This window comes from Clostridium lapidicellarium, assembly GCF_041224415.1.
Taxonomy (GTDB): Bacteria; Bacillota; Clostridia; order Clostridiales; family Clostridiaceae; genus Clostridium_B; species Clostridium_B lapidicellarium.
Map to the genome: position 1 here is coordinate 1 of NZ_JBGFFE010000038.1, position 14,803 is coordinate 14,803.

The 14,803-nt window shown below is 31.3% G+C and carries 10 protein-coding genes and 1 CRISPR repeat array; all 10 genes read right to left on the bottom strand.

Annotation, left to right across the window (positions count from 1 at the left end):
• Nucleotides 1–54 precede the first annotated feature (54 nt).
• A CRISPR array of direct repeats spans nt 55–4,870; the repeat unit is 30 nt; unit sequence GTTTCAATTCCTCACTAGGTATTCTAAAAC.
• 212 nt (nt 4,871–5,082) lie between these two features.
• A complete protein-coding gene (cas2, locus tag AB8S09_RS15205) occupies nt 5,083–5,346 on the bottom strand; it encodes a CRISPR-associated endonuclease Cas2 (protein ID WP_150358642.1) in 264 nt (87 codons plus the stop codon).
• 3 nt (nt 5,347–5,349) lie between these two features.
• Nucleotides 5,350–6,342: a type I-B CRISPR-associated endonuclease Cas1b gene (gene cas1b, locus AB8S09_RS15210; RefSeq protein WP_369869474.1), complete on the bottom strand. Its 993-nt coding sequence runs from the start codon at nt 6,340–6,342 to the stop codon at nt 5,350–5,352.
• 9 nt (nt 6,343–6,351) lie between these two features.
• Nucleotides 6,352–6,843 carry a CRISPR-associated protein Cas4 gene (gene cas4 / locus AB8S09_RS15215; RefSeq protein ID WP_369869475.1) on the bottom strand — a complete coding sequence of 164 codons (492 nt, stop codon included), beginning with the start codon at nt 6,841–6,843 and terminating at the stop codon, nt 6,352–6,354.
• 10 nt (nt 6,844–6,853) lie between these two features.
• Entirely contained in the window at nt 6,854–9,355 is a 2,502-nt protein-coding gene (gene cas3 / locus AB8S09_RS15220) for a CRISPR-associated helicase Cas3' (protein WP_369869476.1), read from the bottom strand.
• A 6-nt stretch (nt 9,356–9,361) separates the two neighbouring features.
• A complete protein-coding gene (gene cas5, locus AB8S09_RS15225; protein WP_369869478.1) occupies nt 9,362–10,120 on the bottom strand; it encodes a CRISPR-associated protein Cas5 in 759 nt (252 codons plus the stop codon).
• Between the two features lie 4 nt (nt 10,121–10,124).
• Nucleotides 10,125–11,183 (bottom strand): CRISPR-associated protein, encoded by a 1,059-nt coding sequence (locus AB8S09_RS15230; RefSeq protein WP_369869479.1) that lies wholly within the window; start codon nt 11,181–11,183, stop codon nt 10,125–10,127.
• 2 nt (nt 11,184–11,185) lie between these two features.
• Nucleotides 11,186–13,213: a TM1802 family CRISPR-associated protein gene (locus tag AB8S09_RS15235; RefSeq protein WP_369869480.1), complete on the bottom strand. Its 2,028-nt coding sequence runs from the start codon at nt 13,211–13,213 to the stop codon at nt 11,186–11,188.
• 299 nt (nt 13,214–13,512) lie between these two features.
• Nucleotides 13,513–13,908, bottom strand: a complete 396-nt coding sequence (gene mntA, locus AB8S09_RS15240; protein WP_369869481.1) for a type VII toxin-antitoxin system MntA family adenylyltransferase antitoxin — start codon at nt 13,906–13,908, stop codon at nt 13,513–13,515.
• A gap of 40 nt (nt 13,909–13,948) precedes the next feature.
• The gene (locus AB8S09_RS15245; protein WP_369869482.1) at nt 13,949–14,083 is read right to left on the bottom strand and encodes a HepT-like ribonuclease domain-containing protein; all 135 of its coding nucleotides are present in this window, start codon (nt 14,081–14,083) and stop codon (nt 13,949–13,951) included.
• Nucleotides 14,084–14,097: 14 nt separating this feature from the next.
• Nucleotides 14,098–14,376 carry a type VII toxin-antitoxin system HepT family RNase toxin gene (gene hepT / locus AB8S09_RS15250; RefSeq protein WP_369869483.1) on the bottom strand — a complete coding sequence of 93 codons (279 nt, stop codon included), beginning with the start codon at nt 14,374–14,376 and terminating at the stop codon, nt 14,098–14,100.
• Between the last annotated feature and the right edge of the window lie 427 nt (nt 14,377–14,803).

Below are 14,803 nucleotides of genomic sequence, written 5' to 3' on the forward strand. Positions count from 1 at the left end.
TTCCATTTCTTATCTTAAATAACCCTACAGTAATTTTACACTAAGGCATCTCTCGTTTCAATTCCTCACTAGGTATTCTAAAACTATATAATCATCCTAGTATATACTTAGTTATAGCGAAGGTTTCAATTCCTCACTAGGTATTCTAAAACTGGTTTTATGTTGGGTTCGCTTATTTGTATTTCAGGGGTTTCAATTCCTCACTAGGTATTCTAAAACCCCAAGGAATTCCAGAAATATGGGCAGGATTCGGAGTTTCAATTCCTCACTAGGTATTCTAAAACTTTGGGTTAGAGATGAGTTATCTCCTTTCTGAAATGTTTCAATTCCTCACTAGGTATTCTAAAACTCTTTGGTCATTACTCTTATTTGTCCAAATTCCGGATTTCGTTTCAATTCCTCACTAGGTATTCTAAAACTATCCCTGAACTTTCCATCATTATCGCCATTCACCATGGTTTCAATTCCTCACTAGGTATTCTAAAACTAGTCTACCTAGCACAGGAGAATTCACTTACAGATATGTTTCAATTCCTCACTAGGTATTCTAAAACTTTACGATATTTGTTATTACCTTCGATATTCCGGGGTTTCAATTCCTCACTAGGTATTCTAAAACAAAAATGACATAGATATAGACAAGCTTGTCAAAACCAGTTTCAATTCCTCACTAGGTATTCTAAAACGTAGAGGGGTACACAAGGGCAACACAGAATTGTGTTGTGTTTCAATTCCTCACTAGGTATTCTAAAACAACCTCCATGCTCATATGAAGCTGATATATCTTTTCCAGTTTCAATTCCTCACTAGGTATTCTAAAACACTAAGAAGTATGAAGCAAGGCAGAAGGAAAGATAGTTTCAATTCCTCACTAGGTATTCTAAAACCGTTACGAAAACAATAGAATATTGGCATTATTTTTTTGTTTCAATTCCTCACTAGGTATTCTAAAACGCCAGGGTATTGGAGTTATCCAAGCTGTATGGCGAGTTTCAATTCCTCACTAGGTATTCTAAAACTTGTTATAGGGTTACATTATTCCCCTTAGATGAAAGTTTCAATTCCTCACTAGGTATTCTAAAACCCAGAAAGTATTGGACAGTTTACAGGCTTGAGAGAGTTTCAATTCCTCACTAGGTATTCTAAAACAAAAAAGAAGTGTAAATATGGATATGGGAAGTGAGGTTTCAATTCCTCACTAGGTATTCTAAAACGTTTTTATATAGTGGCAAATCGCCAAGCTGTATTGTGTTTCAATTCCTCACTAGGTATTCTAAAACTTGCACTTGGTACTGGAACAATAGGGCAGTCATCTAGTTTCAATTCCTCACTAGGTATTCTAAAACAGAACTGATTACATCTGCACTTCCTGCTACTGTTGCAGGTTTCAATTCCTCACTAGGTATTCTAAAACATATTGTTACTATTTATAGGTTGAAACACATCTCCTAGTTTCAATTCCTCACTAGGTATTCTAAAACGTATTTTGTACAAAGCTATCATTTATCTGTTTTAGTTTCAATTCCTCACTAGGTATTCTAAAACTTTCCACCACTGGTAGCGCCAAGAATAGCCTGATCCGGGTTTCAATTCCTCACTAGGTATTCTAAAACAAAATGCAACCAAGCTGACTGATGCCTATGCATATGGTTTCAATTCCTCACTAGGTATTCTAAAACAAAGGCTCGCTTGAAACGGCAGCTATAAAGCTCGAGGGGTTTCAATTCCTCACTAGGTATTCTAAAACGTCTTAAAAGACTGGGATTGGTATGGTGAGCAGAGATAGTTTCAATTCCTCACTAGGTATTCTAAAACATAAAGAAGAAAGCTATGGGCAAATATGCGTGGGGTGGTTTCAATTCCTCACTAGGTATTCTAAAACTCCCAACAGATGAATATGACAGCAGGATTGAACTTTGTTTCAATTCCTCACTAGGTATTCTAAAACTGTTTACTTTGTCGATACAGAAGAACAGTCCCAGCGGTTTCAATTCCTCACTAGGTATTCTAAAACTCCTATGCTATGGGGGTAGACACATTTGCAAAACTAAGTTTCAATTCCTCACTAGGTATTCTAAAACTATGTAGGAGCTAGGCTTTAGCCCCTATTTTTTATAGTTTCAATTCCTCACTAGGTATTCTAAAACTTATAGCGGCGTTCGAGGGCCCTGATGGATTCGATGGTTTCAATTCCTCACTAGGTATTCTAAAACATAGTTTAAAATTACCTTATATAAGTCATATGGAGGGTTTCAATTCCTCACTAGGTATTCTAAAACACGGCGTAAGCGTCAAAGAACCGATAGCAATAGTCAGGTTTCAATTCCTCACTAGGTATTCTAAAACCGGAGTTATTACAGGTACAATGCCTAATAATCCATGTTTCAATTCCTCACTAGGTATTCTAAAACCAAAATTCCTGTACATGGATATTTAAATGAAAATACAAGTTTCAATTCCTCACTAGGTATTCTAAAACAAAAGCTGGATATCCAATGGGAAGTATTAGTGATAGGTTTCAATTCCTCACTAGGTATTCTAAAACGCCAAAAGGGATAATATATATATAGGGGATAAAATAGTTTCAATTCCTCACTAGGTATTCTAAAACCGCCATGGTTGCAGGGCCTGCCACTCCGTCTACCACGTTTCAATTCCTCACTAGGTATTCTAAAACAGAAAGCGGCGGAATAGAGGAAAATGCCGACGTGGGTTTCAATTCCTCACTAGGTATTCTAAAACCTGGCGACGCCCGCCGCCAAGAAGGATAGAAAAAACAGTTTCAATTCCTCACTAGGTATTCTAAAACTCTGGGTTTTCCGTACCCTTGTTTGTTATTTCTATATAGGTTTCAATTCCTCACTAGGTATTCTAAAACGAAAACAATGGCGCTGGACAAATACAGGGAAGCATTGTTTCAATTCCTCACTAGGTATTCTAAAACCGGATGCCAAGATAGTTTCCCTTACGGCCAGTAAAAGTTTCAATTCCTCACTAGGTATTCTAAAACATAAATATAATCTTCCCAAGAGTATCCGGCAACCAAGTTTCAATTCCTCACTAGGTATTCTAAAACGGTAGACACTATAACATTTTCTATCTTCTGACCTGGTTTCAATTCCTCACTAGGTATTCTAAAACAAGTTTTGAAGCTCCGATTCCTCTTTTGCTATATCAGGTTTCAATTCCTCACTAGGTATTCTAAAACTAGTAAATGCCTTAAACGAGGTTTTCAACGAAGTCAAGTTTCAATTCCTCACTAGGTATTCTAAAACTGGCGTATGGCGCGGCTGGCATAGAAAAATATACGTTTCAATTCCTCACTAGGTATTCTAAAACATAAGCAATTTAAACGGGAATGTGAATATGAACTTGGTGTTTCAATTCCTCACTAGGTATTCTAAAACTAGTAAATGCCTTAAACGAGGTTTTCAACGAAGTCAAGTTTCAATTCCTCACTAGGTATTCTAAAACTATTGTTTCATAGTAGCTTCATTTATTTCTTCAGCTGGTTTCAATTCCTCACTAGGTATTCTAAAACGCGTTCGTCACCTTATCGTCCTGCAATATTTTTCTGTTTCAATTCCTCACTAGGTATTCTAAAACCTATAGTTCAAGGCATACTTAATTTATTCAATGGCAGTTTCAATTCCTCACTAGGTATTCTAAAACATATTTTGGTTGGCAGGTATCCACAAAACTGCCGAGTTTCAATTCCTCACTAGGTATTCTAAAACCAGGGAACATTTCAAACCCGTCGACGATATAGGAAATAGTTTCAATTCCTCACTAGGTATTCTAAAACTTGTTATCGTCGTGGACCTGAGACGTTATATTTCTTTGTTTCAATTCCTCACTAGGTATTCTAAAACACTTCTGCATCTTTAGCAGCCTGAATTATATTACTCTCGTTTCAATTCCTCACTAGGTATTCTAAAACATACACTCCTTAATTATTTATTTAACTACCTACACAGGTTTCAATTCCTCACTAGGTATTCTAAAACTTGCAGAGAGATTTCATAAATCTTAATAGGGAGTATGGGTTTCAATTCCTCACTAGGTATTCTAAAACGGTGCAACGTGATTTGGATTCCATTCATTTCCAAATACGTTTCAATTCCTCACTAGGTATTCTAAAACCGCTAAACAACGGGGATGCTAAATTAAGTTTAAAAAGTTTCAATTCCTCACTAGGTATTCTAAAACATTCATTGCCAGCCTCATTAAATCATCGTGTACCATAGTTTCAATTCCTCACTAGGTATTCTAAAACATATATGGGTTTTATAATCGCTCCAGACGTGCTTTTGTTTCAATTCCTCACTAGGTATTCTAAAACTCAAAACTTCATATCCCATATTTACTCCCTATGTATTGTTTCAATTCCTCACTAGGTATTCTAAAACCAATCCCCGCATCTTCGGGGATATTGGCAATTCTAGTTTCAATTCCTCACTAGGTATTCTAAAACAATAGGAGACTTTATATTTTAGACATGTAATTGTATGTTTCAATTCCTCACTAGGTATTCTAAAACTAAAAGCTCTAAGCCTTGTAATGGTATGGATGCATGTTTCAATTCCTCACTAGGTATTCTAAAACAATGCTGTTCTCAATATTTGATACCAGGATGAAATAGTTTCAATTCCTCACTAGGTATTCTAAAACAAATAGGAGAAATGTTGGGAATATCATCCCAAGCAGGTTTCAATTCCTCACTAGGTATTCTAAAACAAAAATAGCAAAAAAACTTGACAATGAGTGTAAAAAGTTTCAATTCCTCACTAGGTATTCTAAAACCTTAAAATGGCGCTATGTTCGATAGAAGATATATAAAGTTTCAATTCCTCACTAGGTATTCTAAAACCCATCGAATATAGAATACACCAGCTTGTCCAAAATTGCAATATACAGGAAAATTTTTGGAAGGACTTCAAAAATCAATCTCAGGCGGCCAATTAACTGCAGATATAAAAATTGTCGACCCCCGGTAATTTTTGCTCTATTCAGGGTCGACGACAAAACAATTTAAAAGTTGGAACAGTATTAAAAATATTTTTAGAAATCAATCAGATAATTTTACAGGAATATATCCTGCTGATTTTTTGACACTCCAAGAACCTCTCTATTGGAATATCTCGTACTTTTAAAAGTGTATATTATCACCGAATCTTCGCTGTTCACCATGATATCAGAAAGTTGGCACTTTAGTTTTTTCAAATTAGCCATGCTTATATCTCCCTCAAAGACAGAATTTTGGACCCAGGTTAAATACTTTCTGCATGTTTTGAGAGCACGACCCACACGCTTTTCTCCAAAATCATAAACAAGTATTACAAACACCAGCTACCACCTCGCGACAAAACCGTTATATGGCTCGTCTTCAGTTATATATTTTTGAAGTTTGTATAATTCAAGCCTTATTATACGTTTGTAACTGACAGTAGTTCCTATTTTAGGATGCTTTATTCTGGTTAAAAGCTTATTGTTGTATTCCTCTATAAACTTTTTTCTTCCTTTATCATTTAACATTATACCGTTGAAGTCAGATTCAAAATCTTTTTCAGTAAGTTCATTCCTGTTGAGAATAGTAAAGATAGTCCTGTCCACTATTATGGGCTTGAATATTTCAGCTATGTCAAGGTTGAGCGAAAAATGCCTCATGTTTGTAGAATGAAGGTAGCCTATCCTCGGATCCAGCTGGGTTTGGTATATTTCACCTAGAACAGTAGTGTACATCATGGAGTTTCCAAAGCTGATAAGTGCATTTATCTTGTCCCTTGGAGGACGCTTGCTTCTGACTTTAAAGGCAAATTCCGGATTCTTTATTATTTTTGAAAAACATCCATAGTATTCCTGTCGCATGTTGCCTTCAATTGCCATGAGTTCCTCTATAGTTTGACAATTTTCCATGAATTTTTCCTTTTCCGCTATATCTTTGAGCTCTGGTTCCACATCCATGCCCCTGCTGTTATAATATTTTAGAATCACAATTATGTTTTCCGCTGCGGTCTCTATTATCATCTTGGCTATTTTAAGCCTTTTTTCATAATCAAGATAATTTTCCGCCTGCTTCAATATTACGTATCCGGAATTCAAATGCTCTCTCGGGTAAAAAGTCCCAGTATAATATCCATAATAATTAAAAAAATGTACACATATTTCCTTCCTGGATATAAAATCAAGAAATCTTTTATTCAAATTGATTTCGCCAAATACCCAGATATTGTTGAGTTCCTCCACAGGCAAATATTTCTTTCTGCCTCCAGTTTCAAAATATACGGTATTATCTTTTCTCTTTAAATCCCCATCGCTAAAAATATAAATATCCTTTTTCATCTATACCTCCTATGAATAACAATATTCCCTATAAGCACACTTCCTGCAAAACCGTATCTTCTCAGCAGAAGGAGGACGTTTAAGTTCACATATTCTTTCTATATCCAGACACATTTTTTGAAGACATTCCCGGGATTCATCAGTCAGGTTCACTTCTGTCCTCTTTTTCTCCTCCGGATATAATAAAATCCCCTTTGCCTCTATGCCCGCTTCCTTTAACTGGTTCAGATAATACATGAGCTGCCACTTTGAAGCCTCGGCATATTTAGAGGTTTTCTTTGTCTCACCAATTGTTATCTGATTTTTGGACCTGAAAATCACATCGAATTTGACATTCCCGAAACTGATTTCCTTGTCGTTTCTCTTATATGTACGTTCATGTATAAAACGACCTATTTCCACATTTTCATCATGCTGATCAGGCACTATAGCCCTGGACATGAGCCAGACTTCCCGCTTGCACACATTGTAGTACCAAAGCATAGTTCCATTGACCTCCATAATATCACCCCTACATAACGAAAAAATCTTCTCCTTTTTCTCTCTTATACCCTGTATTTTCATCATAATACTGATCAATTTGATCTTTAGGAATCCAAAATAAATTAGATTCAGCTCCACCTCTTGCCTTAAATTCAATAGGTCTATTATCCTTAATTCTTGTCAATCTAACCTGTATAATGTAATCGCTCAATTTACCGTTAATCAATTTCAGAAGCGCTTTCTTTTCATAAAAACTTATCTTCTTTCTATATTTATCCGCTAAATTTTTATCTATACCAATATTTTTTAAATCATAATCAATTTTGTCACCAGACTTTAAAACTGCTTCATATGCATCTGCTATTTTAGAAGCTTTTGTATCTTTTTCAACAAATACATCTACTACATCTTCTAGTTTATCTATTAGCTTAAATTCTTCAATAACACCAAAATTTAATTTCAATATTCCTTCATTCCATATCGTTTTTGATTCCTTATAAAATCCACTCTCATTCAATTCCATATCATAATATTCTTCTGTTAATTCACCATATTTGTCCTCATCAATTTCAGGATATTTTTTTAAAATACCTTTTGTCAATTTCAAATTCATTAGTTGATATACGTAGCTGTTGTCATCTTCAAGCCGTACAATATATAAAGGACAGTATTCTTTCCTCTCACCTTCCCTATTTATTCTGCCTGCAGTTTGTATTAACGAACATATAGGGGCAAAATCTCTAAACCCCATATCAAAATCCAAATTGACACCTGCTTCTATAGTTTGCGTTGATACCAAAATAAGAGGAACTTTACTTTTTAATTTTTTCTTTAGTAAACCAATAACTTTTTTTCTTTGTTGTGGAATAATATTGGTGGACAAATAATATACTTCTGTATTTATTCCAGTATCCTTAATTTTTCCTTTCAATTTGTTATATACTTCTATACTTCTTTTTATTGTATTTACAACAATCAAAACTGATTTTTTATTATCCCATTTTTCAAACATTAAAGATACAAATTCACCATTAGTTAATTTTTTATTCAATAAGGGAATAAGTTTAGTTCTGTGTAAACTCTGAAAATAATCCTTATAATCGGGAAGTAATTGAATTGAATTGTCAATTTCAGATTCATCTTTTAAAATCAATTTGCTGAATTCAAGAATTTTAGGCTGAGTTGCAGTCATCAATATAAATTTTGTGCCATAATATTGATTCACCTTTTTAAGAACCGCCCCAATCAGCGGCATATATTTTTCCGGAACTGCCTGAATTTCATCAAGTATTATAATGCTTCCTGACATCTTATTTAACTTCTTAAGCGGTCTATTTTTACCCGTAAATATAGATTGAAAAAATTGAACAAATGTTGTAAGTATAACATCTCCATCCCATGCTTCTACATCAAGCAATGCTTTATCAAGAGACATATTCTTATTATTTCCGCTTTTGATATTTGAAAAATCCGAAAGTCTATGATGAATAATCAGTTTGAGCTCATTATCAAAAACATTTTCATATTCTATTTTATTTTGTTCAATAATATTTATAAATGGAATTGCAGATATAATTCTCGGATTATAATTCATAATTTTGTTCATCCTTTTCTGAAGTATAAGTGCACATTCAAGTGATGACAATGTTTTACCTATTCCAGTCGGTGCAGTAATAAAGAAAAATCCTGTATTGACTATTTGAGCATCTGAAAGACTAGTTATTACATTAATCATTGTTTTTCTTGATTTATTCCTTTTATCATTCAAATCAATTTTACCCCTATTGGCAGGCTTTGAATTTATATATTTTTCAACTTTGTCAGGAGAAACCCTCTTAACTTTATTAATATCAATCTGTGAGGAATTTATCTTATCATTATCAATCAATACAGAAAAAATATATATTATAAAGAAAAACAAATAATCTTTTTTAAATCTTCCTTGATTTATAAAAGTAGGTATTCTAGTAAACAACCTATCTTTTTTTAATTTTTCAATCTCAAAGTATTTATCCTTTATTTCACTTTTCAAATTACTATCTTTTAATATTTGAGCTTTATTTTCAAATAAATTATCTCTTTCAGTCAGTAAATTATTCCATACGCTATTTTCACGACTGATGCTAAATAAACTACTGTTAACTCTTAAAGCTTCATGGTGAAGTCTAACCACAACATAACATAAAAATTTTAAAATCTCTTCCTCAATTGAATTATTATTGGTATCCAAAGCTTCATCTTTTAAAAAAAGATAAACTATACAAGCAGAAATAGGTGCATGACTCCTAAATCTAGAATCTTCACCCTTAATAAGATAATCCTGAAAATATTTTGTATATTTTCCCATATCGTGCAGATATCCTATCCAATAGCATAGATCTTTCATTTTGCCATTGGAAACGGCATCAAAATTTACTGTTGGAGGTATCTGATATTTCGATAATTCAGCCACGGATTTCAAATGTTCCTTTAACAGTTGTTTTGTATTTTTATTTTTATCATAATGAGCATAATATTCCAGTTTAATCACTCCCAATCAATTTATCCATACAATTGAAGTACCATCATTTAATTCTATAGACTGATTTATTTTTACCTTCATAGTCGTGCCATTCAAATTCACCAAAACATCATTTAACCCATTTTGGGTTATCTCCCTATTATTATCAAACTCGGCAGGAATTTTTTCCTTAATAAGCTGCAATGGCTCATTCATTTCATCATCAATTATTAATTCCAGTTTTCTATTCATCGGAATAATTGAATTCATCATTTTTATTTCCTCTTCATGCTGCTCACCTTCAAAAATGCCACAAGGCTCTATCCATCCAAGGTTAAAAGCAGTCCCTAATCCTATGGATATTCCCTTGCTCAAATATATAGGTTCATTGTACCTACACATATTCAATATTTTTTTCATTATCAAATCATCCTTATGATGAACCCATATTTGATAACATAAACAATTATCTCTTATATTTTGAGGTACAATAAATTCAAGATTTGTCTGACTGTGATTCTCTTGACTCCCATTAAAATCATTTTTTCCTTTAATCATAAGATAATTCAATTTCTGCATAATTTTTTTCAATGGATTGCAAATAGCAATCGCAATATCACACTCGTCTAAAGAAAAATCCTGATAATAAGTATCCCTTTCATAGCCAATTAAACCAGCTATAATCCCTGTCACAGTTGTTCTTGGAGGTACATAATAAGATAAAGCAGTTGAATTTGAATAATATTTTCTAAAATGGGCCATTTTCCCTTTTAGGTAAAAAGAAAATATTTTCATAATATTACTCCTCCATATTCTTTACAGGTGATAATAAATCTACATCCTCAAATTTAGGAATATTTATAAAATTATTTTTATCTATAATTGGATTGAGCCAACCTACCATATCTTTTATATATCCCTTACTTCTTAAAAGATCAATTACATTGGAAAGTTCAGCAAAATCTACTTTTAAATCATTCAATGATCTTATAGGCTTGTCTTCATCGTAGGTTACTTTTATAAACCTTCTCAAATCCCCAAGATATCCATCAAATTCAGGTTTATACACTATTTCAAAATAAAATAATGGAAATTGGCCCTGCTTGCTATCCGTTTTATTAGCCATGATACTCTGAACAATTGCTTTTCTGAATATGTCCAGATCTTTAACCGTCATGCCTGTCTTCTTTGCACTATATTTATTTACTGTACCATAATGGGCTACAAGAGCATAATATATCTTATATTTATTTCCAAATGTAGAGTTATCATTATTCATTATTGAAGTTATACTATTGGACTTAACAAGTTCCACAGGATGGAGTGAATATCCCCAATTCATTTGAACAGGTCCCGTATATGTTTTATTTACATTTTTAACTGCCATGGCACTTCCAAAAAGTCTTATATCAATCAGCTCTTTTTTGACTATTTCTGTTAAAAAAATATCATTAAATTTTGATAATTCCCTTTTTTTCTTTTTATCATTCGCCGCTTTTTCATAGTTTTCCTTAAAATTTTTATCAGGATATCCTAATGTATCCCACGCTTTTTTCACTTCAGCATTTTCCTTAAAAAGTCCCTGAATTTTACCATTATCACTGAACCACCTATCTCTAATATGTTCAAACATCGTATCCATATCAACATTCTTATTATCAATCATATCTATAAATATAGAAAATCCTTTATTTTTGAGAAAATCCCTAATGTCCCTTTTCCTTCTTGCATCACTCACAAGTAAGGTGTTTGTCTCATAATCCATCCTCGGTTTATTCTCCTGATCAGGATCTCCGTTACAATTGGAAAATATTCCTTCAAATCCAAATAAAAAATCACTGTTATTGTTAATAATCATAACTATTTTCCCTCACTTTCATTATCTTTTAATTCTTTATTTTGTTTTTTTGTATTACCTACCATGTAAGAATATCCTGCCATAATATAAAATACATTGGCCTGATCGCTCAATGTCCATCTTTTACCCAATGTTCCAGAATATAAATGAAATCTATTCATATATGCTTCATTAAATATATCTAATGCATTATACTGGTTTAATCTTTCAACAACATCATTATATAATCTATAAATCTCTGAACACTTCATGCCCTGAAATTGTATCTTCTTAAGTATGGGTTTGGTCTTATGCCCACGTTTCCATTGTTCATAAGCCACTTTATCAATTAATATGCCTAAATAAAATAATGCTTTCGCATCATTTGAAAACTTTTGTGAATACAAAAATTCTTCAATCTCATTTACCGACTTATTAACATCATCTGATATAGTATTTATATTACCCATTTTATCCTTCTCCTCTCCGTTAAAAACTTCTTTATTTAATAATTTCAATTCCTGTAATGATTTAAAAAATGCAATATATTTCATAGTGACATTTTGAATAAAATAATCCCTATAATTTCCTGAATCATTTCGTTTATAATTCTGTAATTTCATATTTCTATAATTATCCATTAATTTCTTGTCCAATTGTTTGCAGCCTTTTTCCATAGCTTCATTTGCATATGAATATATATTCTCGCTGTCTATTATTTCACCACATAAAATTGATTTATATAAATCTAAGACTCGTCCAATATTTATCTGATTATGCTTTTTATCTTCACGTACAGGAATTATTCTATATACATCACTTATATGCATAGTATTAGTTTTTTCTCCATATCTAAGTGAATTATTGCTTAAAGATCGAATTATCTTTTCAATTCTGAGTGTTGGTACATCTTCTATAGTTTCAATTACATCAATCGAATTTCCATCTGTTCTATATACTATAAAATTAACGCTATAGAATTTGACAACATCAAATACACTTGAATCCTTAGTATTTTCAATGAAATCCTCGGCTTCTGTACCATTAAACAATAAATCCACCTTATTTTTTAGTTTATAAATCTTTTCATAATCAAAATTATTATCTATCCCCTCCGGCAAAATAAATGTGGATTCACCCGCAAGCTTTCCAACAAATTTTTGATTTATAATATTAGCCCCATGCATCAATTTTTTATAACAATTCTGACAAAATGAATAATTATCATCATGGTTGAAATTTTTACTTATCTGAGAATAGTTTTTAGTAGTTATAGTAAATACTTTATTTATATTCACCCTTGTAAATTTCCCTGAATATTCAGAATTTACATTTGTTACATTTTCACCACAAATATAACAAACTCTGCTTTTATTATCTTTTCTCTTGGTATTATTATCTTCAAGATTCAAAGCAATTTTAATAAGTTTTAGATAATCTTTATGTTGAGAAATAATTATCTCATTTTTATCTTTAACAATAGTAGGAACAATTATGGTAAATTTATTTTTTTTATTATTGTTATCTATAAATTCTCTAACAAAATTATCAAAACTTACCTTCTTTTTATCAATAAATAAATTTTTTTGCTCTAAAACAATATCTCTATCCTCATATCCCTTAATCTTGTTTAAATTTACACTACCCTGACCCTTTTTATTTTTAATTTTAATCAAATTTCCTTTATCAAGAAGTTTTAACAATTCAGCTAACTTGCACTCTCCCATATCATATCTATTAAGACAGTTATATAAATCACTAAAACTACTTCCCAAAAGATAATTTAAACTTTTTATATCTCTAGTCATATAAAATTGTGCAGCCGCCGCAGGATTATTTTTAAAATAATAATATTTATAACATGACTCTTCAGTATATGGCTCTTTAACATCAAAATATATATCGTTACCATCAATATCAAATGTTAAATAAACTACAAATGGATTATCACCATCTTTTATATTAATCTTCTTAACTATGGAAGAATATTCATTTTGATTTTCATTTTCACAACTTGAACCTATATAAGCTGTTATAAAAGGTATATTCATTTATATTTATCTCACCTCCAACACTTAATTTTTACAAAAATACTTTATAAACAAAATATTTAGTGATATTAATTAAATTTATTTTCCTATATTAAGTATTCTATTCTATTATTCAAAATCCTTTATAAATATATCTAATATTACAAATTATTTAAAATATTTCCCTAGTTAAAAAAACTTCTGAAAAAATAATTTCTCAGAAGTTTTTTTGTTAAATATGATGTTTTTTTCACAAATACATTATTCGACTTACTTATATATTAAACCCATTCTGCTTTTTCTCTACAAGATTGGATTCTTTAAAGAGCTGCAAAATAATCCCTCTCAAATTTATCCAAATAATATTTCTTGTCTCCATAATTATCTATTACATATTCTATATAATCACATACTTTAATATAATCTGCCTCGTATAAGTTTCTACCTTTTATAGCTTTAAATTGAAGAGTGATTGGTGCTTTTCTCAAATTTATAGTGTCGATATTTTCTATATTGAGTATCTCTGTAATATCACAGGCAAATTTCATCTCTTCTAAATCATCTATATCTCTATCAAAAAGTATAACAAAGTCAATGTCACTATCTTCTCTTTGGTATTTAGTTCCATAAGACCCTACTATCCACACCCCCAAAATATCAGGCTGCTTACTAAAAAATCTTTTTAAATCTTCTATTTTATTTTCTATATTCAGCAAATTATCACCACCAATTTTCAATATATTTTTTTGAATTCAATTAAAGGCTGATATCTTTAACTATCGTTTTAATAAAAGCTTCAAGATCCCTTAAATTATTTTGAATTATCTCATAGATCATCCCATTGTTAATATCAAAATACATATAAAAAATTCTATTCCTAGACTTTACCATAGTGAAGTAGGTATTTATATATTTTTTTCAATAATGCCATGCTCTGCAAGTATCTCAAAGCTTTCCTTATTGGTTTCCGGCCTTCCCCACCTGTTTCTAGCTATTATATGATTACTTATATCAATCATTGCCTCAATTGTCACCTGTAATAAATATTTGGCACTATCTACATTTCTAAAATCTTTTACAAATATATCTCTATCAATTTTTCGCAGTCTATTTAATTTTTCCAGGTTATCCTGCATAAACATTATCCTTTGTTTTACTTTAGGTAAATCGATATTATTAATCATAAATTATCCCCTTATTCATTTTAACTAAACAAATATATTATCAAAATAAAATCTCTTTTCCTGTTCTTCACTTTAAATAAACTACAGCAAACTTTATACTAACGTATTAAATTTAACTGGATAGAACAAAAAACATTACAATTCCTCATTATATATTCTAAAACCATTAAGTATAAAATACATCAGTTTGTTCAGAATTGCAATATTTAGAAAAATTTCAAAAACCAATCTCAGGCTATCAATTAACTGCAGATATAAAAATCGTTGACTCTAGATAATTTTTACTCTATTAAGGGTCAACGACAGAGTATTAAATAATAAATTAACTCACTGATATTTTAAAAATATTATAGAAAAAGTTTACAATTTTGCCCCCCCAGTTGGGAACGTTCATAGATTTGTGTAAAATAGAATAGATAGAGTAAAA